Origin of the sequence: uncultured Paraglaciecola sp. (assembly GCF_937123705.1) — a bacterium.
Lineage (GTDB): Bacteria > Pseudomonadota > Gammaproteobacteria > Enterobacterales > Alteromonadaceae > Paraglaciecola.
Map to the genome: position 1 here is coordinate 19013 of NZ_CAKZKO010000044.1, position 23882 is coordinate 42894.

The 23882-nt window shown below is 46.5% G+C and carries 39 protein-coding genes; 20 read left to right on the top strand and 19 right to left on the bottom strand.

Annotated features, from left to right (window positions below):
* Positions 1-16 precede the first annotated feature (16 nt).
* From Q0688_RS07550 to Q0688_RS07630, 17 genes are all read right to left on the bottom strand, one after another.
* Complete coding sequence (locus Q0688_RS07550; protein WP_299074741.1) at positions 17-343, bottom strand: HeH/LEM domain-containing protein; 327 nt, start codon at positions 341-343, stop codon at positions 17-19.
* Positions 344-362: 19 nt separating this feature from the next.
* The gene (locus Q0688_RS07555) at positions 363-1412 is read right to left on the bottom strand and encodes a major capsid family protein (RefSeq protein WP_299074742.1); all 1050 of its coding nucleotides are present in this window, start codon (positions 1410-1412) and stop codon (positions 363-365) included.
* 31 nt (positions 1413-1443) lie between these two features.
* Entirely contained in the window at positions 1444-1905 is a 462-nt protein-coding gene (locus tag Q0688_RS07560) for a DUF2190 family protein (protein ID WP_299074743.1), read from the bottom strand.
* Between the two features lie 34 nt (positions 1906-1939).
* A complete protein-coding gene (locus Q0688_RS07565; RefSeq protein ID WP_299074744.1) occupies positions 1940-3013 on the bottom strand; it encodes a DUF2213 domain-containing protein in 1074 nt (357 codons plus the stop codon).
* A 113-nt stretch (positions 3014-3126) separates the two neighbouring features.
* Positions 3127-3294: a hypothetical protein gene (locus Q0688_RS07570; RefSeq protein ID WP_299074745.1), complete on the bottom strand. Its 168-nt coding sequence runs from the start codon at positions 3292-3294 to the stop codon at positions 3127-3129.
* 3 nt (positions 3295-3297) lie between these two features.
* Complete coding sequence (locus Q0688_RS07575; RefSeq protein ID WP_299074746.1) at positions 3298-4242, bottom strand: minor capsid protein; 945 nt, start codon at positions 4240-4242, stop codon at positions 3298-3300.
* 16 nt (positions 4243-4258) lie between these two features.
* Entirely contained in the window at positions 4259-5674 is a 1416-nt protein-coding gene (locus tag Q0688_RS07580) for a DUF1073 domain-containing protein (RefSeq protein ID WP_299074747.1), read from the bottom strand.
* An 88-nt stretch (positions 5675-5762) separates the two neighbouring features.
* On the bottom strand, positions 5763-7409 hold the full coding sequence (locus tag Q0688_RS07585) for a terminase large subunit (RefSeq protein ID WP_299074748.1): 1647 nt from the start codon (positions 7407-7409) through the stop codon (positions 5763-5765).
* A complete protein-coding gene (locus Q0688_RS07590; protein ID WP_299074749.1) occupies positions 7382-7834 on the bottom strand; it encodes a hypothetical protein in 453 nt (150 codons plus the stop codon). Before Q0688_RS07590 ends, Q0688_RS07585 begins: the two co-directional genes overlap by 28 nt.
* A 68-nt stretch (positions 7835-7902) precedes the next feature.
* A complete protein-coding gene (locus Q0688_RS07595; RefSeq protein ID WP_299074750.1) occupies positions 7903-9153 on the bottom strand; it encodes a site-specific DNA-methyltransferase in 1251 nt (416 codons plus the stop codon).
* 67 nt (positions 9154-9220) lie between these two features.
* Complete coding sequence (locus tag Q0688_RS07600) at positions 9221-9886, bottom strand: hypothetical protein (protein WP_299074751.1); 666 nt, start codon at positions 9884-9886, stop codon at positions 9221-9223.
* Complete coding sequence (locus Q0688_RS07605) at positions 9883-10701, bottom strand: YdaU family protein (protein ID WP_299074752.1); 819 nt, start codon at positions 10699-10701, stop codon at positions 9883-9885. Before Q0688_RS07605 ends, Q0688_RS07600 begins: the two co-directional genes overlap by 4 nt.
* Positions 10702-10947: 246 nt before the next feature.
* Positions 10948-11355: a hypothetical protein gene (locus tag Q0688_RS07610; RefSeq protein WP_299074753.1), complete on the bottom strand. Its 408-nt coding sequence runs from the start codon at positions 11353-11355 to the stop codon at positions 10948-10950.
* Positions 11345-11815 carry a RusA family crossover junction endodeoxyribonuclease gene (locus Q0688_RS07615; RefSeq protein WP_299074754.1) on the bottom strand — a complete coding sequence of 157 codons (471 nt, stop codon included), beginning with the start codon at positions 11813-11815 and terminating at the stop codon, positions 11345-11347. The genes Q0688_RS07610 and Q0688_RS07615 overlap by 11 nt, the downstream gene beginning before the upstream one ends.
* A gap of 1 nt (position 11816) precedes the next feature.
* Positions 11817-12158 carry a GapR family DNA-binding domain-containing protein gene (locus Q0688_RS07620; protein ID WP_299074755.1) on the bottom strand — a complete coding sequence of 114 codons (342 nt, stop codon included), beginning with the start codon at positions 12156-12158 and terminating at the stop codon, positions 11817-11819.
* A 180-nt stretch (positions 12159-12338) separates the two neighbouring features.
* On the bottom strand, positions 12339-12860 hold the full coding sequence (locus Q0688_RS07625) for a Fic family protein (RefSeq protein WP_299074756.1): 522 nt from the start codon (positions 12858-12860) through the stop codon (positions 12339-12341).
* Positions 12850-13080, bottom strand: coding sequence for a helix-turn-helix transcriptional regulator (locus Q0688_RS07630; RefSeq protein ID WP_299074757.1), 231 nt, complete (start codon positions 13078-13080; stop codon positions 12850-12852). Before Q0688_RS07630 ends, Q0688_RS07625 begins: the two co-directional genes overlap by 11 nt.
* A 163-nt stretch (positions 13081-13243) precedes the next feature.
* Between Q0688_RS07630 and Q0688_RS07635 the strand changes: the two genes are divergently transcribed.
* The 20 genes from Q0688_RS07635 to Q0688_RS07730 all read left to right on the top strand — a co-directional run bounded on the left by Q0688_RS07635 (position 13244) and on the right by Q0688_RS07730 (position 22573).
* On the top strand, positions 13244-13534 hold the full coding sequence (locus tag Q0688_RS07635) for a hypothetical protein (protein WP_299074758.1): 291 nt from the start codon (positions 13244-13246) through the stop codon (positions 13532-13534).
* A gap of 2 nt (positions 13535-13536) precedes the next feature.
* The gene (locus tag Q0688_RS07640; protein WP_299074759.1) at positions 13537-13692 is read left to right on the top strand and encodes a hypothetical protein; all 156 of its coding nucleotides are present in this window, start codon (positions 13537-13539) and stop codon (positions 13690-13692) included.
* Complete coding sequence (locus Q0688_RS07645; protein ID WP_299074760.1) at positions 13692-13961, top strand: hypothetical protein; 270 nt, start codon at positions 13692-13694, stop codon at positions 13959-13961. Before Q0688_RS07640 ends, Q0688_RS07645 begins: the two co-directional genes overlap by 1 nt.
* Before the next feature lie 4 nt (positions 13962-13965).
* Positions 13966-14175 carry a hypothetical protein gene (locus tag Q0688_RS07650; RefSeq protein ID WP_299074761.1) on the top strand — a complete coding sequence of 70 codons (210 nt, stop codon included), beginning with the start codon at positions 13966-13968 and terminating at the stop codon, positions 14173-14175.
* A complete protein-coding gene (locus Q0688_RS07655) occupies positions 14172-14411 on the top strand; it encodes a hypothetical protein (RefSeq protein ID WP_299074762.1) in 240 nt (79 codons plus the stop codon). Before Q0688_RS07650 ends, Q0688_RS07655 begins: the two co-directional genes overlap by 4 nt.
* A gap of 10 nt (positions 14412-14421) precedes the next feature.
* Positions 14422-15201 (top strand): hypothetical protein, encoded by a 780-nt coding sequence (locus Q0688_RS07660; protein ID WP_299074763.1) that lies wholly within the window; start codon positions 14422-14424, stop codon positions 15199-15201.
* Positions 15202-15296: 95 nt separating this feature from the next.
* The gene (locus Q0688_RS07665) at positions 15297-15818 is read left to right on the top strand and encodes an HNH endonuclease (protein ID WP_299074764.1); all 522 of its coding nucleotides are present in this window, start codon (positions 15297-15299) and stop codon (positions 15816-15818) included.
* A complete protein-coding gene (locus tag Q0688_RS07670; protein ID WP_299074765.1) occupies positions 15808-16071 on the top strand; it encodes a hypothetical protein in 264 nt (87 codons plus the stop codon). The genes Q0688_RS07665 and Q0688_RS07670 overlap by 11 nt, the downstream gene beginning before the upstream one ends.
* Positions 16061-16534 (top strand): HNH endonuclease, encoded by a 474-nt coding sequence (locus Q0688_RS07675; RefSeq protein WP_299074766.1) that lies wholly within the window; start codon positions 16061-16063, stop codon positions 16532-16534. The genes Q0688_RS07670 and Q0688_RS07675 overlap by 11 nt, the downstream gene beginning before the upstream one ends.
* A gap of 2 nt (positions 16535-16536) precedes the next feature.
* A complete protein-coding gene (locus Q0688_RS07680) occupies positions 16537-17445 on the top strand; it encodes a lambda-exonuclease family protein (RefSeq protein WP_299074767.1) in 909 nt (302 codons plus the stop codon).
* Between the two features lie 59 nt (positions 17446-17504).
* A complete protein-coding gene (locus Q0688_RS07685; RefSeq protein ID WP_299074768.1) occupies positions 17505-18716 on the top strand; it encodes a recombinase RecT in 1212 nt (403 codons plus the stop codon).
* Between the two features lie 117 nt (positions 18717-18833).
* The gene (locus Q0688_RS07690; protein WP_299074769.1) at positions 18834-19190 is read left to right on the top strand and encodes a hypothetical protein; all 357 of its coding nucleotides are present in this window, start codon (positions 18834-18836) and stop codon (positions 19188-19190) included.
* Entirely contained in the window at positions 19187-19507 is a 321-nt protein-coding gene (locus tag Q0688_RS07695) for a hypothetical protein (RefSeq protein WP_299074770.1), read from the top strand. Before Q0688_RS07690 ends, Q0688_RS07695 begins: the two co-directional genes overlap by 4 nt.
* Positions 19497-19805 carry a hypothetical protein gene (locus tag Q0688_RS07700; protein WP_299074771.1) on the top strand — a complete coding sequence of 103 codons (309 nt, stop codon included), beginning with the start codon at positions 19497-19499 and terminating at the stop codon, positions 19803-19805. Before Q0688_RS07695 ends, Q0688_RS07700 begins: the two co-directional genes overlap by 11 nt.
* Complete coding sequence (locus tag Q0688_RS07705) at positions 19795-20514, top strand: hypothetical protein (RefSeq protein ID WP_299074772.1); 720 nt, start codon at positions 19795-19797, stop codon at positions 20512-20514. The genes Q0688_RS07700 and Q0688_RS07705 overlap by 11 nt, the downstream gene beginning before the upstream one ends.
* The gene (locus Q0688_RS07710; RefSeq protein WP_299074773.1) at positions 20511-20699 is read left to right on the top strand and encodes a hypothetical protein; all 189 of its coding nucleotides are present in this window, start codon (positions 20511-20513) and stop codon (positions 20697-20699) included. The genes Q0688_RS07705 and Q0688_RS07710 overlap by 4 nt, the downstream gene beginning before the upstream one ends.
* Positions 20689-21156 carry a hypothetical protein gene (locus Q0688_RS07715; protein WP_299074774.1) on the top strand — a complete coding sequence of 156 codons (468 nt, stop codon included), beginning with the start codon at positions 20689-20691 and terminating at the stop codon, positions 21154-21156. Before Q0688_RS07710 ends, Q0688_RS07715 begins: the two co-directional genes overlap by 11 nt.
* Positions 21157-21159: 3 nt before the next feature.
* Positions 21160-22038 carry a DNA cytosine methyltransferase gene (locus Q0688_RS07720; RefSeq protein WP_299074775.1) on the top strand — a complete coding sequence of 293 codons (879 nt, stop codon included), beginning with the start codon at positions 21160-21162 and terminating at the stop codon, positions 22036-22038.
* A 5-nt stretch (positions 22039-22043) separates the two neighbouring features.
* Positions 22044-22214 (top strand): hypothetical protein, encoded by a 171-nt coding sequence (locus Q0688_RS07725; protein WP_299074776.1) that lies wholly within the window; start codon positions 22044-22046, stop codon positions 22212-22214.
* Positions 22211-22573 carry a Lar family restriction alleviation protein gene (locus Q0688_RS07730; RefSeq protein ID WP_299074777.1) on the top strand — a complete coding sequence of 121 codons (363 nt, stop codon included), beginning with the start codon at positions 22211-22213 and terminating at the stop codon, positions 22571-22573. The genes Q0688_RS07725 and Q0688_RS07730 overlap by 4 nt, the downstream gene beginning before the upstream one ends.
* 430 nt (positions 22574-23003) lie before the next feature.
* On the opposite strand, the gene Q0688_RS07735 is transcribed toward Q0688_RS07730, so the two are convergent.
* Complete coding sequence (locus tag Q0688_RS07735; protein WP_299074778.1) at positions 23004-23252, bottom strand: hypothetical protein; 249 nt, start codon at positions 23250-23252, stop codon at positions 23004-23006.
* On the bottom strand, positions 23234-23731 hold the full coding sequence (locus Q0688_RS07740; RefSeq protein ID WP_299074779.1) for a lysozyme: 498 nt from the start codon (positions 23729-23731) through the stop codon (positions 23234-23236). The genes Q0688_RS07735 and Q0688_RS07740 overlap by 19 nt, the downstream gene beginning before the upstream one ends.
* Positions 23732-23882: the final 151 nt, after the last annotated feature.

The following is a 23882-nucleotide window of genomic DNA, read 5'->3' on the forward strand; positions in this document are numbered from 1 at the left end:
CAAGAAGGAAACTTTGTTATTCGTTATTGCCCTCGGCTGCAGCTTCAGCGATCTCGATAAGATCAGCCTTTACTGCGTCCGATGGGTACTCAATGCCAGCAGCATCAAGGTGTTCTTTAAGCTCGGCCACCTTCATGTCTTTGATGCTGACAGTTTCTTCGCCACCTGATTCCTCGCCTGAGAAATCCTTGATGACATCGTTTACGTCAACCACTTCATTTGGATAAAGCTTGCGTAAATACTTAGCCGCATCTTCCGTGAAGTTTGCAGTCGAACCAGCATCAAAGTTGTTGCCTTTGTACTCGATGGTGCGCTTGCCTTTGTTGTGTAATTTAACAGCCATTTTGCTATCCTTTCAATTATTATGTGAAGTCAAAATAGATCACTTCGCGAGGACGATATGCCTTCACGCCAGTGAACTGACCATAACCCACATTCTCAAAGTTGAAACCGTTAATTGTGTTTTGCAACGTTGCTGTGTAATCAACAGGAATATCCATGCGGATAGTGTCCTCGTCATAGTTAAGCAGCGTGTAACGGTTTTTATTCAAGCCAGTGATGTCTGCATTGTTCGCCTGATCCGCGTAAGCAACCGGTAGAATCTTAAAGTTAGGATTCATCGTTACCATTTGGAAAGCGCGAGTTAGATACTCAAGCTTAGTAACGTTCGGGTATGTAGCAGAAACAGGGGCAGCCAAGCCAACATAATCCGTTTCCGGAATAATGAAGTGCGTTGGATATGCCGTGTTAACCGCGTTGGTGCGGTATGCACTCACAACGTTCTGAACAAAAGTGTCAAATTCAGCAGCAGTCATCGATTTGATGTACTTTGTGATAACACTTGTGTTTGCAGTCACATCGCTCTGCGTTAGCAGGCCATTGGTTTCTGCATAGCCTTCCATGCCAAGAAACGCGATCTTTTGAATACCAAGATCCCAGTTCTTTTTACGGCTTTTTTCTTTGCTTGTCACAATGTCCCAGTTACCTGAGCGTGAAGCAATCTGAAGATCCATGAACGTCCAGTTAATTTGCTTTGCCCAGTTTAGGATTGGCACTTTAATAGAATTGATCGCGCTGTCTACTTCAGCAAGACGACTCTTCGCGTTACCGGTGTTAACCACACCAGTTCCAAAGTCGCCACCGATAGCGTAATCACGGTAAGTGAGAATCTCACTAGCCCACGCACCTTCACCAACGCGCACTGGCATATAATCAGCAAATGGGATCGTGAAGAACTTTTGCTCTACAACGCGCTTACTGATTGTTGTTAGCGTAGTGATGTCAACTTCGTAGCCGAGCGTGTTGCGTAGCTCGTTATTGTATTGAGCCTGCAGCACGTTTGCACGAGAACGCTCTTGTGCGTTCAGTACCACTGGCTCACCCTTGTCATTTAAAATTTGTGTCTTTTCCATGGTTAAAATATCCTTTCAGGTGTTAGTCAGATTATACCGAAGCAACAAGTTTCGGAGTGATTAGAATAACGCGGATAAGGTCACCGTCAGCGGCCGCCTTATCATATGCATAACCACAAATTGGGTTAGTGCCTGCGCTGGTGATTACCTTGTCGGCCGATACGTCATACTCAACGTTGGCACCGCGTGCGATAGCTGCGCCAGCCTCTAGGTAGATGGCAGTTCCCTGCATCGCTACTTCACAACGCTTTTCTGCTGCGTAGCTCACGTCCTTAACGTTGCGAGTAATGAAACCGAACGCGAATTGCGTGTCAGCCGTCATTGCTGTTACATCAGGGATTCCGTTATCGTTATCTACGATTTGCACACCTTGACCAGTGGTAAGGGCTGCAGATTCACCTTCCTTAACGCGAGCCGAAACTACGCTGCCGTGGAAGCTTAAATCAACCGAGCCTTTTTCTGGTGCTTGCTCAAAACTATTAATATTTGGCATTTTTTATCTCCTTAAAATTGTTTGTTACTAGGGGTTACTTCTTCAACGCTGCCGAGCCGTATGCTGACTGACCGCGTGCCGTTTGGTTCATGCCAAGATCAATGCTATTTACTTTAACTTTCTTGTTCTTGCCTGCATTTTTAAGCTCATTAAAATGATCCGACTTTGAGTTCTTTTTCTCATCGCCTTCATCTTCATTTTCTTTGTCATCATCTTCATTAGATTTTTCGTCATCATCAGAATCCGACTCATTGGCTTTTTCGTCTTTTTTGTCTTCTTCATCGTCTTCATTCTCCTTGTCGTCCTCGGAGGTGTTTTTCTTTGAAGATAGCTTGGTGTAACCCTTCACAAGATCGTTGATGCTCATTTCGTCATCGCCAACCTTAACCATGGTGTCCATGTTCACTTTTTCTTTTTCTTCTTCTTTGGCGTTGGCCACGGCTTTTACCATGTCAGAAACTTTTACTTCCTGAACGGTACCGTCATCATTTTTGATTTCGATCATTGTGTTCTCGTCAACTGAGTCCACTTCTTCCTTGGTGTTTTTAAATACTTTAAACATCGTTTTACCTTTCGTTGGTTTGGATAGAGAGTTTTTAATTTCTGCTAGTTTTAGCCTCTTAGTTTCCTGATAAGATTTGAAGTCATCGGGAGAGAAGATGGCCGCCTCCTCGTAACGCGGGTTAGGCACAAGAGCCAGATGCGTAAACTCACCGGTTAGAATCTTTTTGTCGTATGGGCAGTTGTGATAGGTACCGCCACCAGAAAATTGATCGTATGTATAAGCGTTGGAAACCGACCAGCCGTTGGCCACGGCCTCTAGCGCAATATCATCCGTCAGAATCATCTTAACCCAAAACCAGCCATCGGCTTCATTGTAGAAGCTCTCCACCACATAACCGTGTGATTGCTCTTTGAGGTTTTTTAAATCAACGTCTTGGTGGTGAACATAGACCGGCTTGCCAACAAAGCTCTTAACCATGTCTTTGATGCAATCGGCATCGATCAGGATTGTTTCGTCTTCATAGCCAGCGATTCCGCTTTCCATGTGGCGTGCATAATACATCTGTGGGTATTGCGATGCGTTTTGTTTTTCCGGTTTGTTCACTATGTCCCCTAGAAACAAAAAAAGCCGCCAAATCACCCTTCTGGGCAACTTAGCGGCTCGGTTTTTCCGACACCGTAAGGTGTATTAATCAAATTAACTTAAGGTGCATATTATCAGTTATTATCACCTTCGTCAACAGGGGGCAATTCTGTGCGCTCAATCTTGGACTGCTTGATGCTTCCTTTTTCCATCTTAATCGTGATGGTACCGTAGAGTTCACCGGCCATTTCATTCATGAGAAGTGAGGAAATCCAAGCGAGTTGTTGGTGGGGTGTGAGCATATACTAATCCAATACAGGGATGGCGATGCACCGGCAACCAAAGTCTTCCGATGGGTGGTTTCTTTTGCCGGTTCGTCTATCAGTTACAGGGGGGCTATCCCATGAGAATATCTTGCCATTTAGTTCCTTGTGGTCACCGCGCACGCGCTCGTCCCCCGATGTGCTCCAACGGTAGCGGGTCACGCCAATATCTTTAAAACGCTCTTTTTGAAACTTCGAGGTGAGCAGCGCGGTTTCCTGCCGTGCCAGAAACTTGGCTTTTCGCTTGCTGACTCCGTACTCCTTTTGAATTTTCTTTGCCACGCCCTCGGCTCGGTATCCGGCCATGGTGTTGTCGGTTATGGTCTTACGCATTTCCAATATCTGGTCTTCGGCAAAGTTGCGGACATACAGCTCCAAGTTTTCAGCCCATTCTTTGGTGATGGTGTCAACGGCCTGAGCCGTGAGCATGGGGGCAACGGTAATCTTCTCGCTCATTTTGAGAAAGTCGTTGTTCATCTTATCAACCGAGTGGCCATAGCCCTCCTTGATTCCGGCCTTGGTAATGGCAGAGTCAACATCCAAGCTGTCGAGCGTGCTGACCAACCGGCCGAGCGTTTTCTCTGACTTAGCCGATGCAAAGGCAATGGCGGATTGAACCTCTGACGGCATGGAATCAAACACCCAAGATTTACCAGCGCGTTTGTAAACGCCCCCTAGCTTTTTCATTTCTTTTGTGGTGGCCGCGTTGAAGCTTCCACTTAGGCCAAGGCCGTTAAATGTGATGCGGCCGCTTTTGATCGCTGCGATTAATGGGCTGTCACCAACATCGTTTTTTATTTCCACGCCTGATTCTTTAAACACTTCGTAGAGGGGCTTGAAAACTCCCTCCCATAAAGCACGCTCGATGCGCCTTTCAATATCGATCCAGTATTTTTCCTTCAGGGGGATTGGCGGTAAGTATCTCATGTGGCGGATCCTCGCGTTATGATTGCGACCCTTCGTCAACGGAATAGTCCTCACCGGCATCGATCGGATCACCGGCAGGGACACCCTCGTCAATCTCAACAGGCAACAAAGAGCCAACGTTTATTGATTCCTTGGCTTCGCTGTCGAGAATAAGGCCGGAGGTATAAGAGGCCACCACGCGGTTGAACTGGTGGTTCTTAACCTCCTCTTCCTCTTTGGCAGAAAGCATACGCAATGGCGCGAACTCGATGGCCATATCATCGGCCATGGTACCAAACATTTTCTGGCAACATAGCTGCAGAATATCCACCACGTTATATTTGCACTTAGCGCGGACTTCGCTCTCCACCATGCTGTTATAGTTTTCGATGTCGTCTTCACCCGAATTAAAGCCGGAGGCAGAAAGACCGAATAGCTTGGTAAGCGGCATCTTAAGGTCGGCCGCAATACCCTGCCGGATCTGCACAAGCACCTCTGACAATCCGGTAAAGGCCACCTGCTTTTGTTGGTAATCGTCTTCTGAATCCATGGTTAGGGCGTGGTTATGGCCTTTTAGCATATTAGCAAGCTGGATTCGCTCGGACAATTTGTTGGTACCATTGGCCGTAGCAAGCGAGCTGTTGAAGCTTTTGATTTTATACACATCGACCTTGGCTTCATCGAGAAGATCAAACACCACGTCTTGGTTTTTCATGTACTGATTGAGCGAGCGAACAAGGCGTTCAATTTCTGACATTCCCCAGCCGCGCAAGCGAGGACGGATGAAAGATGGTGCCTCCTTGCCCTCTACGCGATAAACTCGGCTGTTGTGCACCTTTTTGCCGTGGAAGTCATAGAACTCCGGCTCATGCTGAACACCGCCCTCTGATGCGTTTAGCTGGTCATCTTCAAGGCCAGCATATTGATCGTAAAGCTCCCACATATCCACAGCCCTAAATCCGAGGGGGGAGTTTTCATTAATGGAACTTGGGTTAAATGGCGTGGCCGGATCTTCATCGGTCAGAACAACGACTGCCGCGCCACCAAATAGTCTTGCCCACTTGTGCGCCTGCATGATTGTCCGGATAACGTTGTTGCGCTCTAAATAATTCATCAGGCGTTCGATGTCGTCACCGTCAAACTGCTCGGTTTTGATCTCAAAGCCAGCACGGAACGCATCGTCTACCGGCTGATCAATAAGAGTTTGAACAATGCCGTGCTCCACATACATCTGGCTTAGTAGCTGCCGGAAGTTGCTAATTAGGTACCATCGGTTATTTAGAAAAAGCGTGTCGGTTTGTGAAACTTGCTTGCCGCCCGAAGCTGGAAAGCCCATCCCATTATCACCGTATATGCTCTGCACTAGGCTGCTGAGGCTGTTTATTACTTTCAAATCATCGGGGTTTATCACAGAGGGGTCGTGCGAGTTTTCGGCCGTTTTTATGTCGCTCATGCTGGTGTTCCTTCAGGTGAGGTTTCGGTTAATTTAACACTTGCGGACAATTCTGTCTAGTGAGTTGGATTTTTGCCCCAACCCACAATTACAAAACATCGAAAATAGAAATGAAGCGGCATGGGTTAAAGCACATCACAAATGCATCGGCCATGTTAGGTGAAATAGCCCCGCTTGGTTTTTTATCCACAATGGTCTTGCGCTCTCCGTTGTCCTTGAACACGGCCTGCGATAATTCCATCTGCAGCTGGTGAAGTTTCGGCATCGTGCTATCAAGCGAGATTAGTTCATCGTGATCATATTTCTCTCCGAACTCAACGGCTCGGTATGTTTTGTAAAAACGCCTGCGCGTGCGATCCCAGCTTTGCGCCTTCAGATTTCCATATTGGTCTTTGTTGAGCGGTGTCTGGTCATCGAGCGGAATAACCCTGTCCTCCGGATCCAGCGGACTGGCACCGGCATTCCATGGGTGAACGGTAAGCGCGGGAGGAAAGCTGTCGGATTCTTTCAGGTTATTGATTCCGGTCTTGAAGCCAACACCCACACCGATTGAGTCATAATACAGCTCATTGATCCCCATCTCTTGGCAGGCTTTCACGGCTATCTTGGAGGCTTCACCGGCATCGCCACCCCAGTGTTCAGCATAATTACACACCACCCCATGACGACCCACCAATGCGTTTTTATCGCCCCCGCCATCGGCAACATCCTGTCCGGCTATCTTTGCACCGGTCGGCTCGAAGCCCAGCTTTTTATGCGCGTCTATCGCTGCGCGTACCCATGCGGCCGGTATGATAATGCGCTCAACGGATCCGCTATAATCCCGATCAACCTCTTGCGCGAACATATGCGCCAAGCCCTCGTCAATGGCTCGCGCCTTTCGCTTATCGTACCATTCCTGAGTCTTTGCGGGGTGATCCTTCCAATCAAGAACAAACACCCTCGTCTTGCCGCTTGGTATATCGTGGTCTGGCTCCCATATTTCACCGGCCATTCGCCTCCGGTAGAAAACGTTAGCGGTACCGCGCACACTGGAAATATCTATTTGCACATCGGTGTTGTCACCAAGCGCGGCCTCGATTAGCTCCGGCCTTTCATAATGCGCTGATTCATCTTTAAAGAAAATACTTGTCCGACCGCCACGGCCGATATTGTCACCGGCCTCACCGGTAATGGTCGAGTCATTTTCCGGATTGGTTATCTTCATGTAGGTGGCGTGCGCGGTCATGTTAAATCCTACAGGAATCATGAAGTCAGGCAGATATTCTATGATTTTACGCACCTTGGGGAATATGGCTTTCATGTCGCCCTTTTTATCCACATACTCCTCTTTTCGCGACCCCCAGCCGATAGCACTTCCCTCGTGGTATTTCCACATCCAAGCCGAGAACGCACAGCACAGCCATGATGCACCAACATCACGGGATTTTTCATTCAGGCCATTTTCCTTATTAATCCAGCAATCATAAAGCCATTGGATAAATTCGCGCTGCTTGGGGAACAGAATAAAAGGCATGATCTTTGGTGTTGGCGGCACCACGCGGGGGTCATAGGTAATGCAGAAGTCATTGATCCACTCGACCGGATTGTTTTTATAGAACTGGTTGACCTTGGCCAGAAGCTTAGGGTCACGTCTTAGATTGCTGTTTATTGTTGTTCGCCTGCGGAACTCGGCCGCATAATCTGGTGGCCAAGCGAACTCTGCGGTCACTGAGGATTCATTGATTTGATCCATGCCTCTTGCGCCTCTTCATCACTAACGTCTGCTACTGCAAGCGGTATGCCCTCATCGTTACCGTGGTGAATCACCGTGGTTTCTGACCATTTGGCAACGCGGCTTAGATAATACTCGATGGCTTTTTGGTTCATGTTATCCACATTCTTCATAAGCTTTCCGGCAACCATGGCAACGCCCTTTGCTCTTCCACGGTCGTATGCTTCGATCATATCGGGGCGATCAACCTGATAGGACATATAAGCGGATAGGCTCATATCAAGGCAGGCAGCAATTTGTGGCTTAGTTAGTCCGCGTGAGGCGTAAACCTCGATCTTGCCCAGATCAATATTACCGGCCTTGCTTGGCTTCCCCACTCCTCGCTTCTTTTTCGCGGTAGTCTTTGTTTTCTTTTTCGTACCTTTTGTAACTTTTTTTCCTGACATATTCGCTATCCTCCGATTTACCCTCTAACGCTGCGATGAAGAACTCCTCAAACGCTATGCGGTGAAAGTTAGGCGGCTCGCCCTTTTTTTGTTCCAGTATGTTTTCCATTTTCTAACGTTGCCTTTTTGCCGGTGAAGTCCTCCCAGCGTTTTACAATAACATCGCAATATTTAGGGTCGAGTTCCATGACCCGAGCCTTGCGTCCGTTCTTTTCTGCCGCAATGATGGTCGTTCCGGATCCGCCAAATAGATCAAGCACAATGCCGCCCTTTTTCGTATTGTTTAGCATTTGGTATTCGAAGAGAGCCACCGGCTTCATGGTGGGGTGTTCCTCGTTACGTGACGGCCGGTCGAACTCTAGCAAGGTCGTTTGTTTTCTATCGCTAGCCCATAAATGCGCGGCACCGGCTTTCCATCCGTACAGGCAAGGCTCATGCTTCCAGTGGTAGTCCTGTCGCCCCATAACCATGGTTTGCTTTACCCAGATCAAGCACTGGCGAACTTGCCACTCGATATCCGCACAGGCACCACGGAAGTTATACCCCTCCGAGTCCGCGTGCCAGATGTAGAAAACACCACCCTTTTTCATGAATTTATCAGCGCAGTTAAATGCCTGCTTTAAAAACTCCCTGAAGTTATCGTTGCTCATGGAGTCGTTCTCAATCGTCATGGCCTCTTTGGTTTTTCCTTCATAGGCCACGTTATATGGTGGATCGGTTAAAAGCATATCCGCTCGATCATTACCCATCAGTGCCTCGGCAAAAAGAACACCGGTGCTATCACCACACATAAGCCGGTGATCTCCAAGCAACCAAATGTCGCCTGTTTTTGTCTTTGGCTTTTTAGGCGGTTCCGGCACATCATCTTCATCGGTTAATCCATCCTCCGGCTCGTCATCAAGATAGCCTTTCAGTTCATCGTCATCGAATCCAACAACGCCAAGATCGAAATCATCGGCCTGCAGCTGCTTTAATTCCTCGGCCAATAGCTGCTCATCCCAACCGGCATTTGAGGCGATCTTATTATCGGCAATCACCAGTGCGCGTTTTTGCGCCTCTGATAGCCCCTTTAGCACAATACAGGGCAAAGCCCCCATGCCAATCTTTCTTGCGGCCTCCAGCCTGCCGTGTCCGGCTATGATTTGATTCTTTGGGTCGATCAGTAATGGGTTGGTGAAACCGAAGTGCTTAATGCTGGCAATTATCTGCTCAATCTGCAGCGGGCTATGCGTCCGGCTATTGCGTGCGTATGGCTTCAGGTTTTCTAGTTTCACGCTCTTAAGCGTGGGTAATGTTTCTGTTTTCTCACTTCTTGACATAACTACATCCTAAGCCATTGGCCGCGTTTTGTCTACTTTCCAATTAGAAAGCGTCCAATTATTGCTTTTATATTGCGCCATTTTTACGCTTCCACTCTCTTATTTTCCCAGTTGGAATAGGCACGTCAATCACTCCGGCCGAGCATAGTTGCCGTTGGTTTTGGAAAAATAAAGCGACCTCTTCGGGCGTTGGTGTTCCGACACATCCAAAGATATTAATTGATGACCAGCCGATGCCATTGCCACCACCCTCGATCATTTGAGCCTGAACAAAGGCGACTGCATCGATGTAGGTTAAAAGGCTTTTTTCATATTTACCCCTCAAAGCTTCGGGGTAAATGGCTGATGTGTTTTTGAAATGCTGGATGTAAGAATCAACCATGCGCCTGATATTCTCCTCACGCTCCTGCCATTTTTGCTGGACAGTAATATACCCCTCACCGGTTTTGGCATATCCGTCTTTGGAGTAACGCTGTTTACGTGCCGACTGGCAAGCAGACATGGCTTCGCTTAATTTTGGAAAATATGTTTTATTTTGTCTTAGTATTTTTACGGCTTCTTTAAGCTCGTTGTTTGAGAACTCTGCAAGGTCTTCGACCCATGCCTCAATTTGGAAATCATTTAAGTTTTTGCTGTAGAGCTTTTCAACTGGATCAATAATATTTTCTTTGATTCGTTGGAAGTGTTTTAAGCTGTCGGCTTTTTCGTCACGGATAAAATCTGCTTGGTTCATGACGCTTCTCCGTTTTCACGTTTCGCATCTTCGAGCATTTTTTGGTGGATCCTAGCAAACCTGTTTTCCCTCTCGCTTTCCGTTTCGACACCTGAAACTTTAGCAGAAGCTTCCGGCTCTGGCAACGGTTTTTCTCGATCGACTTTTGCTTGCATCACCGGCCGGTCAAAATACGACCACGATCCGATATCCTTGCCCTCCGATTTTTCAATCACCGGAATGATGTCGAGTTCGGCATCGCAACCTGCAGCAATCCATTTTTTAATCGATGAGGTATTTGTCGGTTCGAGCCTTGGGTGAATTTTGGTTCCTGCATCGAACACTTTTCTGAAGCTTGAATCATTAATATTAACGTGCGCGCCCGCGCTAACTCCACCATTACTTATATGTTCTGTTCTGTTCTGTTCAGCTTTCTGTTGGGTTTCCGCTTTTTTACCCACTGGGTTATTATCTTTATCTTTCGGTTTCTTAGGCCGTCCGCCTTTTTTTCCGTTTTTGCTCGATTTTGTGATTCTGGAGCTGTGTTTTTCGAGGGTGTTTTCGCAAAAAGTGTGAATTAGATAACCCAGTGGGTTTTCGCTAGGTTTAAAGAATTTTACCACATCATCGCGTATCTCAATCCACTCCTCAACACCCACTCCTACGATCCTAGAAATTGCCAAATCGTTATCCAATATGGGGGCTTTTGTTTCAATATAATGGTCTATTAATCTGCGATATGCACCGTCCTGTTTGAGCGTTAAATGCTGCGTATCGCCCCTATAAATGGCTGGGTACCACTCGTAATAAAAGTGTCCTGTTTTGTCTTTTGGCATGATTCATCCCTTTCTAAAAATCGTTGTCATCCCTAAAAAGTGACGGGGGATATCTATTCGGGATGAATAAATAGCGGTATGCCTACCGTCCCCCGCCTTGCCGATCCAATGGAGTAAAACCGGCAATTTCTTTGTTTCTTTAATCATTTATCTTTGCCCCTAGGCAAATAAAACTTGTCCTGAACCAATACGCCAATCCAATAATTACCGCAAGCGAAAGGTCGAACAATTGCTGCTTTTGTGGTTTCATTTTCTCTTAACCCCCATGTAATTTAGCTTCGAATAAATATCGGCCGGTTTGCGCTTAAAATGATTTGCGATGTCTATAACCGAATCACCTCTTTGATACATTTGCTTCATGAGTTCGGTATCGGCAGCGGTGTATCTCGATCGCTTTTTTCGCTCTTCCATATGGTCAGGTTCATCACCCAGACGCTTCTTTTTTATTGGAATAATAACTTCTGGCTCGATCTGGGTGGTTTTAATATTTTCCGATTTTTCAGTGACCATGGCTTCTGCCCTCCCTATTTTTTCACCGGCTCTTGACTTCACACCGTCTACGATGCAATCGAGCGCGTGCAAGACAATCGTGGGTGCATTTTGTCCTAAAATAAAGCCCCTAACGAGGCCGACATGGTAATCCTTAGCTTCCATTGTTTTCTCCAGTAAATAAAAATGGTTTAAATGTCATTATGGTGCCGGAACGACTCGAGTAATCCTTTGACGCGGTGAGCCGGACAATTTGGCTATCGTCTTCAAACAATATGCTGTTGCAGGCATCCAGCACGAGCTTCGCGCAATTATCAACGTCTGGCTTTTTTGTGTGTGGCATTATACCGGTCAGTGCTTGATCGGCCTTTTTTTTCGAATAGCTTTTTGGTACCGGAAAATAAAACTTAAGGTCAACAGCTAGGGGGCAGCTATAAATTTTAATGCCATTCTCCAACATGAAGATACGCATCTCTTTGCGGATTCTTTTTTTCTCTGCAGCTGATTTCTCCGGATCATATGTTTGAACAAATGCGTTCTTGCCCCGACCTCTTATTGAGAAGCGTGGGCGACCCTGCGGAACAGGATCACCCACTAAAATAAAGCGACCTTCATTGGTTGCCATATTATTTACCGACCGCTTCTTTGGCCTCGTCCGTAGCACCGGACGCTTGCTTGAATAATGGAAGGTCTGAGCAGATTTCCACATATTCTTTGGTTGCACGCTCTACCTCTGTGGCAGATTGGCGTTGCTCCATGCTGGAGCGCAGAGTCTTTACCGCCTTGCGAATCGAAGTCTTTAAAAAGCCAGATTTCTTTGCTTCGTTAAGTAGATCCTTCTGGCGGCCTCCAATATTCTCGCGGTCAATTTCCATCTGAGTGAAACGCTCAACATATTTGCGTAGCTCCTCGTCAGAGTTGTGACCCTTCATGGATTGTTGTTTTACTAGTTCATGGCTTTTGCTCATGGTTATTACCTTTCAATAAAATGCCGCTAATTTGAGTTGGCCAGCAGCGGTACCAATGACGATTTATATACTAAGGCTTGGCAAAAACAAAGAATGCAAAGAACAGGAAAATCCCGCCCCATAGCTTTTCCTTTGAGAGAAAGCACATAACAGCCAATAGCATCCAAAACTGAATCCAGATCATAGCTCTACCCTTTCATGTTGGAGTGATTGATAATACCAAGTGTGAAGGAAACCAAGCGGTGCTGAACGCATCATCCAAAGCCAGATCATACGACCAGACCGGCCGTTGCAATCCATAAATGGGTGGATGGCTTCATATTCCTTGTGGGCTTGATAGGCGTTTATTGTTTTATCCGGATCCGTGCCGCAATAATTGATACGCGCCAGAAGGTTCTCGAGTTTATTGCGAAGCAACGCTCCACCGATGGGCGGTATGTAATCACCAACGCGCACGTCCATTCCCCATTGATCGCGCAGCTTTGCGTCCGGCTGGTGAACCGAAATAAAACGCTCGATGTCCGGTATTGTAATAAATTGCAAATCCATGAATCTGCGGTGCTCCATTATTTGCTCGTCAGTAGCAGCATCCTTAATACCTTCGATCCGGTTGCTCTCATCGATGAATCTCAATATTTTTAATGCCTCATTCGAAGCAGCCAATGCCTCGGATAGCGTTTTGAGGTTCTTGTTATCTGACATAATCACCCCGCTGCTCCGGTGTGCATAGCTGCAGCTGCTCTGCCCAGTCCCAATAAGTGACCTTGCCGTTTGAAAGCTCGTAAATGTCCATGACATCGCGCAAAGACGGCTCTGCTTTGCCGTTTTTTAGCTGGCTTAGGCGATGTTGCGTAATCCCCAGCTGCTCGGACACCCATTTTTGCGTGCGGCCTGTTTCCTTTAACCATTCGTTTATTTTCATATGTCGCTCCTTTTCTTTTGACCTTGGATTATACCCACACTAATTTTAATAAAGCAACATCTTTATTTGTAATTATCTTCATTTATCTGGTTGACTAGGCAAACAATAATCTATAGTATTGTTCATGCCAGCGAATAAACCCCTAAAGAAAGGAACCAATAAAATGGCACAGAAACTACACACATACAAAGATACTCGCAAAAAAAACGGATGGATTAGCGGAGTTGTAAACGGCTTAGAATACGAGGCTAAGGTTTATGACGAGGTTAGCGAATATGGAATAAATAGCTGCCGAGTTAGCAAGCTTCGTGTCGTAGACAAAAGCACCCCAATATACAATTACGACAGGGGCTTGGATTTCAACAACGCCAACGAGTACCAAATGGCGGACATTAACCTTTTACTGGCATGGCTTAATAACCTTGAACCAGTATTTGAAACCGAGGAGGCTTAATCATGAAAATATTAGAGCAAATAGCAAAAGAGCATCTTTTCGTAGAAACCCTTGAAACACAAAACTCTGATTCACTAGATTTTCACGACCTTTCGGTTGAGTCTATAAAGGCGGCACTAGAGGCTGCATATAAAGCAGGCAAAGCGGGGGCAAAATAATGACTAACAAGATCGATGAGATACACAAAACCCAACGCGCTGTATTTGATGCCTTTGGCCAGCGTGTCGAGGTAGAAACCCGCGAGCGCGGATGGAACAGCAAAGACATGGGGGAGGCCAGAGATAACTACGAAGCGGCCGTTAACCTGTATCGCTCGAAATATGGCATGGAGCCGGAATATGGTGAGCGAGAAGAGCTTTTTACTTTTCCACTAAAACAAGCAACAACAACGCGGGTGATGATCATCTGCGGATCCAAGGAGGGATAAAACCATGAGTATAGAATTTTCAAGAGAAACAAAGCAATACGAATACACCGATTCAAAGCTAAGAACTTTCATAAGCATGGCCATCGGCCTAGTGTTCGTGATGTGCCTTTTGTTTGGCACCATGCAGATCGTAAAGCACATAGGCATGAAGGTTGGCGCAAAGGGTTATGTTGAGGATGCGCGGCCGGTATGGCTGCAGGAGCTAGACCAATGAATCACACACCCGCACCATGGGTTCAGGCAGACAGCCAACCCCTTCTTGTTTTTCGGGACAGTATGGGTGTTATTGACACCAACAGCCCAGTAGCTCGATGCGTAAATGAGGTCGATGCTCGATTGATTTCGCTCGCGCCAGAAATGCTTTGCCTTCTACGCGATGTTCACTCGCTAATAGACGATGATCAGATGAGGCAGCGCGTGGGTGAAATGATAATTAATGCAACAACATAGGAGTAATAAAATGCAAGATTCAACCGCCAAAGAAAACAGCCCGATTGGTCATAATCGGCCACCTACAGATGCGGAGCTATTAAAAGACAAGCTGGCCAGCGATAATGCTGCAGCTATAAAGCGCGCAGACGAACTGATCGAGGAGGCCTCCAATCTTCCGGACAAGGTGGAAACTGACGAACAAGCCAAGGCCGCGACCGATACAATCAAAAGCCTCATGGCCGCCAGAAAAAGTATCGAAACCATAAGAGTGAACGAAAAAGAGCCTTACTTGACGCTCGGCCGCGTGGTCGATGGATTCTTTAAGGAAAGCACAAACCGGCTCGATCAGGCTAAAGAAAATGCAAAAGCCCCGCTGGATTCATACATAAAGATTCAGGCAGAAAAGGAACGCCAGCGTAGAATCGAAGAGGCCGCCAAGCAGCGCAGGGAGGCAGAGGAGGCCGCCAAGATTGCTGCCGCTTTAGAAAAAACCAATCAGCAGGAAGAGTCGAGCCGGATGCGCGACCAAGCCACAATAGCAGAAATGGGGGCAGAACGCCTTGACCGGTTTTCACAGGCTAGTCCGGCCGACTTATCGAAAACACGCACCGGATCGGGGGCTTTGGCAAGCCTGCGGACGGTATGGGTGGGCGAGGTGATCGACCAGAAGGAGTTGGACTTAGGCTTGCTGCGGCACCATCTTTCACCGGATGCGCTGCAAAAGGCTGTAAACTCTTTCGTTAAAGCCGGAGGGCGAGAGCTTAAGGGCGCGAAGATATATGAAAAATCAGAAACTATCGTTAGATGATTGTTGATTGACTTATGCAGAATACTTCATATTATTCGGGGCATAGGAGGGTTGCACCCCTTCCTTTGCCCCTAACCAAAGCAAGGATAATTTGCATGGCTTCCAAAAGCGTTACATCATTATCAAAACACCGTCAAATAAACATACAGGCGGCTGCGATTAGAATTAAAAAACGCCCCTGCGAAATTAGAAAATCCCGATTTAGGGGGATGTCTGATAACTGCGTGATTTTACTATCCGTTAATGAAGACGGTTACGGGCGGGTGCGTGTTGCCGACAAGATGATGAAGGCTCATCGGGTAGTTTTTGAAAACCATAATGGCAAAATAGATATGTCTCTCGACATAGACCATTTGTGCCGTGAAAGGGGATGCATACAGCCACATCACATGGAGCAGGTCAGTCGTGGCGTAAACACCCTGCGCGGTGAAAGTTTTGCAGCTAAAAACGCCAGAAAAACCCATTGCATAAACGGCCATCCGTTTGATGATGATAATACACTGGCTACCTATAGCTATAAGAATGGCAAGCGTTTTGGCAAAGCCAGAAAATGTAAAAAATGTGCAACATTATCCACCAAAAAATACCTAGAAAGGAAAAGGAAAAATGACAGATAAACCACCAAACCCACCCGCATTTCCCAATCCGCTTGCCGCATCACCAGCAGGAGATATGCAGCCGCCCTATGATATGGGCATGACGCTTCGTGATTATTTTGCCGCACATTCCGGCATTACGTTTGACGATGCGGTAAAGGCCTTTGACCCCGATGTCCCCGAAACATTTGATGATGTAACAAAGCGTCTTGTTAAAATGCAGCGACATTATGCCGACCTTATGCTTGCTGCGAGGGATGAAGATGACAGATGATGCAAAAAAACTTTTGGCTTTTCTTGAAGCAAACGGTGCTGCCATTTTGGAGACAACCAATCCTTACGAGCAAGCTCGATTCAAGACAGTTAATGGCGTTTGCGTTATTTATAAAAACTCGAAGGGTGCTTGGTCATTCAGCAACGATCATGCGCGGGATGCTTTTTTCGCATTCAGGGACGGAAAAAAGTGGAGCGGAACAAAACGCCATCAGCGGGTTATGCGTAAGAAAATAGAGGATTCGCTTATTGAACGCGATGGGAAGATATGCTGCTATTGTGGCGGTGATTTTTCAGAAGCGCACCCGCCCACTCTTGAACACTTTTTATCTATATCACACGGAGGAAACAATCACTTTTCAAACCTTGCTTTATGCCACGAAGAATGCAATCTAAAAGCAGGGGATTTACCGGTTATCGAGAAAATGAACCTAAAACTAAAACCGCCAACAAAAAAGGAATAATCATGGCACAGAAACAAAATAACGAACACTGGCACGCAATGAGGCGGCAGGGAATCGGGGGCAGCGATGCCGCACCGGTTGTTGGTCTATCTAAATGGTCGACTCCGCTTGACATATACTTGGATAAAAAGGGCGAGCGCGAGCCTGTTGACGAAACATGGGAAATGAGCCGAGGCAAGGCACTTGAGCCTCTACTGCGCCAACACTATGCGGATACGACCGGCCGAGAGGTCTTTGTTCCCAACGAGCCTTTGAAGTGCGAAAAATACCCCTTCATGATTTACAACCCAGACGGCCTTTCTAATGACAATCGCCTGCAGGAATTTAAGACCGCTGCTTACGGTAGCGGCTGGGGTGTTGAGGGAAGTGACGATATCCCGACCGAGTACATCATCCAAGTGCAGCACGGTCTGATTGTTACCGGCCTCGAAATTGCCGATGTGACCGTATCGATCGCTGGCAACGAGCCTAAATACTTCATCATCAAAGAAGACAAAGAACTTCAGGAAATGATCATTGAGCGTGAGCATGATTTTTGGCAGAAGGTATTGGACAGCACGCCACCAGATCCAACCACAAACCAAGACGTGGCCAAAATATACAAGTCGGTCAATGGCGAGGCTATAGTGGCCGATGCCGGTGCGCTGGCGTTGCTCCATGAGCTGAAGGGGATAAAGAACCAGATCAAAGCCTTGGAGCTGGAAAAGGAAAGCTACGAGGTGCAGATCAAAAACTACATGAAGGAAAATGAGGTGCTTGTTGCTGAAGATGGCGTGACCAAGCTTGCGACATGGAAGCGGCAAAAGGGATCCACGAGGATCGACTCAAAGCTATTAAAGGCGCAAAGCCCCGATATTTATGATCTTTACAGCAAAACAGGTGATCCGGTTCGAAGATTCTTGTTGAAATAACCATATTTATAGTGAACATGAACAAGCCAACTTAAACCCAAAATAGAAAGGAAACTAAAATGGCAAATGAAATTCAAAACACAAAATCGGGAGAGGTGACTAAATCACAAAAAGCCGCTCCAACGGTAATGGCATCGCTTGAAGCCATGAAGGGGCAATTTGATTTGGTGTTACCCAAGCACATCACTCCGGAGCGCATGGTGCGAATTGCGCTTAACGCCATTCAAAACACTCCCAAGCTTGCCGAGTGCGATCAAAAAAGCTTCTTGGGGGCGATTATGCGAAGTGCTCAATTAGGATTAGAGCCGGACGGTGTGCTGGGGCAAGCGTATCTGATCCCCTTTTGGAATAACAGAAAAAAGCAAAACGAAGCCCAGTTTATTGTTGGATATAAGGGGCTGATCGATCTAGCCAGAAGAAGTGGCGAGGTGAGCAATATCATTGCCAAGGAGGTTTATGAAAATGACGAGTTCACGGTTGATTGGGCTGGTGAAATTCCATTCAGCCACAAGCCTTTAATGTCCGGAGATCGAGGCGAGGTTACACACTTCTGGGCTTTGGCTCGCTTCAAAGACGGTGGCTTCCATTGGGATTATATGACAAGGGCAGAGGTTGAAAAAGTGCGTGATAGCGGTAACGGAAAAAATAAAGTGTGGACTGACCACTTCCTAGAAATGGGTAAGAAAACCGTAATCAGACGCATTGCAAAATACCTTCCAATGAGCGTGCAAAAAGCAACGATTAGCGAGGACATAACCGATGCCGGAAAGTCCGTAAGCTTTGATGCCATGGGCGAGGTGATGGTTGATGGGGAGTACAGCCAAGTTGTTGAAAACGACACAGCCGCAACCGGTAACGAGGGAGTTAAGCAAAAACTCGCCAAGGCAAATGATGCCGGTGCGGATCCCGACACAGGAGAAATAAAGCAAGACACTCCTGCAGAGAAAACCGAGCCGGATAACGTACCGCCAGCACTTAGAGGAATGGAAGAGGAGAAGCCGCAAGCCGATTCGGCAGAGCTTACCGATATGATCCCAATACCGCCCCATAAAGGCGACTCCTCCAAGCAGGATATAGTGGCATGGGCAAACCTATTTGCCGAGCGATGCCGAGGAATGAAAAAGGTGTTTAATCTTTCCGCTTTGTACTCAAACAACGTAAGGGTGCTGAATCAAATAGAAACCAGCCACCCAGAGGAATATCGACTTTGCGAGGATGCCTATGCTGATGCGGCCGAGCGCATTAACAGCCACAGTCAGGAGGCTCCTTAAATAGCAGATTCCCCCAAATAGGGGGATAGGGACACCGGCTCTGGGTTTCGTTGGCACGTTTACCTTTCTTTGTCGGTGTCCCGCCTTATAGCAACCGCCAACTAAAAGGAATATACCATGCCAAATTACAATGATTACACCCCCGAAGCATTGCCGCTAAATATAGCGCGGCAAAATTCAGACCAGCTTAGTGCCGAGTTCATGGAATGGCTGCCTGATAATCTACACATATACTTGGCCTTTGAGAAGGAGGCCACGGCCATATTCAATAGCGGCCGGTCGCATTATAGCGCGAGAACCATTGTTGAGTTCCTTCGACACCACACCGCGATAGCTGAAAAGCCGCAATGTGATTGGAAGATAAATGATCACAGCGTGCCGTATCTGGCTCGCTTATTCGATATGTGCAACCCGTCAATGGCGGGTCTTTTTAATTACCGGATACTGACAAAAAAGAAGGCTAGCGAGTTATGAGTCTTTTGAAAATTTCTGGAGAATCTAAGGACGGCAAGATGGTCTTGGGTGGATTTTTTGCGTTGCGATCAACACATGGCATTCCCTTAGAAGAGATGCTCATGTTCGCTAGAGATAATGACATACTTATTGACTGGGAGGATTTTATACAATCAGCCATTAGCGAAGGAATGAGCCCCAGAGGAGTTGCTTCGACTATTGATGCCGCATCAACAGAAATCTTCGGAATCCACCATGCAAGAGAAATTAAGCGAAGGGCGAGGCACATAATTATCGATGTTTTAGAAAAAAGAAAGGCAATGAAGCATGGCCAATAAAACACAAAAGGCTTTTGAGCAATGGCTCTTGCCAAGCGCACCCACTGACTTAGATAAAAGCGCATTATGGACAAGAAACGGTGAATACGATAACGCCAACACAAGAAGCTTACATCACGCTTTCAAAGCAGGCATAGCACATGCTCATAAAGAGCTGATGAGTGATGCGATGGTGGAGCGTGTGGCAATGGCAATCTACACTCACCCAAATCTAAGAAGTCTGAGTAAGTATAAGGGCAACTACGCTGCCAAAGCAGCCATAAAAGCAATCATAGAGGAGATTAGCGATGATAAGTGATTACGAAAAACACACCTTCATGAACTATTGGAGCAGGGGGCTGTGGGATCTACGGCCGGAGATGAACTGCAAGCCGCTTGACATAACAAAATATGCGGAACGGATTTTTGATTGTGCTTTCAACCAAAAAAATGTGGCAATTTCTCTCGATGATTTAATAGACGAGATGAAGCCGCTATTTAATGGGCGGCCAAAGTTTATCCGGTTAAACCGTAGAAGTCCTAAAGACTCGCTGGATGGGGGGTATGTTAAAACCCCAGAGCAGGCAATTGATGTCCTTACATCATCAATTCGGAGCATGGATGACATATCGTATTTGCTTAACTACCAAGAGCAAATAGTTCTTTATTCATTCGATTACTGGAACATTGCCTGCGACAAAGAAATCCGGTGTTTTGTAAAAAACAACAAGCTAATCGGAATTAGCCAATACGAGCCATCGCGGTACAAAACATGGCCTGAAGAGGACGTGGAAGCACTTACCCATAGCCTTTCAGAGCTTTCAATAAAGATAATGGAAAACACGCCTCTTGAGAGTTTTATATTTGATGTTTTTGTTTTTGAAGGAAATCCTTATTTTTTAGAGATCAATCCATGGGGGCTTTCAGATCCGTGTTATTTCATTACATACGAAGCTGTCGAAGCCGGAGGCTTTGCTTACCAGAAAACAGTCATCGAACCTTTAGCAAAAGATAGAGCAGAAAAATGACTGAATGGTGCAATGAATATACTGTTATCCCCTGCCTTCACCTAGATACAGGAAAAGAGGTTTATCAGATAGTGAAACTCGATGGCCATAGCTTTCCTGAAGCTGGGGTATATTCAGATCGAGATAGAGCGCAAAAATTAGCAGATGAACTTAATGGAGAAAAGGGAAGAGAAAATGACCAATGAAAAGATGTTACCGAGCGGGAATAATACGCAAGAAAACAGCGAAAACAAGCGGAATACTACCGAGCGGGAATGCTTTGTCCATGCTACAAAAAAAATGAACGGAGAGACCATACCCCACGGATGCCCAGCTGACTGTGAGGGCAGAGGGCTTTTTTTTGATGAATCATCTTTAATTGAATCAATCAAAGATACTCACTGGAATAATAAACATGATTATCGTGATTTACGAGAGTTTATGCTGTGCTACCTCTTACGAGCCCAACCCAAAGCCCCATCCGTATCGGAGGAGGAGTTGGTAGATGATATAGGCGGTTATTTGCGTTTCATTGATGCGTTAGGATGCCCCCATGATTGCTGTGAGAAAAGCCCGTGTAGATACTGTGCTTTAGCAGATAAACAGGCAAAGGAGCTGGTGAAGTATCTATCCGAGCGTGGCGTTATTAAGGTGGGGGAGTAGGCTATGGCAGCTTATTACAATGAGTTTAACCCGCAATCCGCACATATATTACGTCAACTTATCAAAGACGGGTTAGTGGCGAGCGGCGATGTAGACGAAAGACCAATACAGGAGGTAACATTAGATGACTTACGAGGATACAAACAACACCACTTCTTTGCAGGGATCGGAGGGTGGTCTACCGCACTCAGACTTGCGGGTTGGCCGGATGACAAACCCGTATGGACAGGAAGCTGTCCATGCCAACCTTTCAGTTCTGCCGGACGACAAAAAGGTAAAGCAGATGAGCGCCACCTATGGCCGGTCTGGTTCAGCCTCATTAGCCAGTATCGCCCTACAACAATCTTTGGAGAGCAAGTTGCGACAGCGATTACCTACGGGTGGCTTGACGATGTTTATGAAGGGTTGGAAGCGGAAGGTTACGCCATCGGGTCGGCTGTATTGCCAGCTTGCAGTGTTGGTTCGCCTCACAAAAGAGATAGATTATGGTTTGTGGGGAACGCCGAACTGCCTAGACCACATGAAAGCCAGAAGTTTAGAGGCGTTAGAACGGGCGAAAAAGGTGGCAGGATGCAGCAATCTAAAAGATCAAATACATCCAGCAATGTGGCCGACACCAACGGTGAGGTATTACAAGGACACAGGAGATTTGAGCAAAGGCATGATTCGCAAGGACGAGAAGTTGCGCAACGATACCCTTGGCAGAGTGGCGTATGGATCGGCTGCCCAGACGGGAAAAAAAGGGTCATTGAACCCAGCATTCCCTTGTTGGCTCATGGGGTACAGCACAGAAATCCTATCATCCATGCGCTTGGCAATGCAATCGTACCGCAAGTAGCTGCGGAATTTATAAGAGCAGCCAAACAACCAACAGAGGAGTGAATGATATGGTGAATGTTTTTGCAGGTTTTGAGATACACACAGCAAGTGAGATTGATATTGCCGACGCTATGGAACACGGTGAATCAGTATTCGCAGAGGATAGCGGTGTTTCTTTCCAAGCATTCAAACATAAGGGTAATATTTATATTGTCGGAATGATGGAGGAAAAACCATGACCAATAAGCAACAAACGATTGAGCTTTTGCCATGCCCCTTTTGTGGAGAAGCACCAATTTTGGCTAGCGGGTACAATATTGAGGGTGCTTACATAAGCTGTACCAATCAAGAGTGCTGTTGTATGCCACAATCAGACGCAACAGCTACCTCTAATTCTGATGGTTCACTTAACATTGATGAGGCTATCGGTGAGGTAATAGAAGCATGGAATACCCGCGCAACAGATAAACACCTCCCCGCATTGGTGGAGGCTTTGGAGGAGATATCACGATGGGCTGACAGGAACTATACGCAGAGGCTTGGTGATATAGCCAAAAAAACCCTAGCAGCCCTGCCACCAGAATTGAGGAACAACTAACAAAAACCCGCAATAATGTTAGCTGTGTGAATCTAAGTAACGCCTACCAATCCAATTTGGAACCTTAAGCATATTCCCATCTTTAGCAGCCCTACGCATACGCATACAAAAGGGGCAGTGTTCGTAATTCTTCTGCACTTCTGCTCTATATCTTATACATAACCTGCATAGCATTTTATCTATGATTTGCTGTTTATGGGATTTCATCAGCAAGTAGGCTTCATAGCACCGCCAGCTAATCCACCTTTAATGCAATAGCCATCTTGATACATATTATCCCACGCAATCACACTTGATGAATTCTGGCTCGTGCAGCTTCCGCATAACAGGATAAACAGAAAGCAAATCGCTAATAGTCGAATCAGATAAATTAGCCTTTTCCAGTTCACAGAGTGAGCTACACGCGAAATAGTGTGGCTCAGGGCAAACATCACTTATCGGTAACGAATTGCCGCATCCACTCAAAACGCTTAGACTTGTCAGCATTATAAGGTGTTTGCTTGTCAATCTTTTCATGCCGCTTCCTCACTTTCACTTCGTGTTCTAATTGCTTTACCTTCACCTCGGCTACGCAATCACGCTTGCCGTTATAAGTACCGATCAAATAGGCCGTAGGTATTGCTGCAATCAGCAGCCCTATGACAATGTATTTGATGTTGCTTATAATCCAGAAAGGCATAGCGCCACCTCGTCTTGCCTGCGTTTGTAAACACCCCAGCAACCACTTCTACGTGGCCTGCAATCTTTACCACCAGCTTTGAACCATAAAAGCATAGCTTCACAGCCGCCCTTAATATCGCCCGCATTTGTCCTTTTTAGCGTGGTAGAGCGTGAATAGCCCCCTACCCCTATATTGTACGCAAAGGATGTGTGCGCGGCTAATACATGGGCGGTGACAGGTACTTTAATTAAAGCCTGTACGTTACTCATAAACTCGCCAATGCGACTTTTGCTCATGGCATCACATTCCGCTTTGGTTTTAACCATGCCCTCGGTCACGCCATGTGTTTCACCGTGGCAGATTGTCCAGACACCCACCACATCTTTATAGGCCTCTAGGCTTTCACCTTCGCGCAATATGATAAATGGCAGAGCAATAAGCAGTGCTGCGCCCGCAACGCCACCGGTTGCAACGCGTTTCTTTTTGCACCACCTCATGAGGCCACCTTATCTACACCGATAAACCAGTGCAGGTTTTCAAAAGGCTTAATGGTTTCTTGTAACAGAGGAAAATCAAGGGGTTTGGCAACAAAGGTTTCAACCCCTATTTCTTTTGCCCTCATGACTGTATCGGTTTCTTTTGTACCTG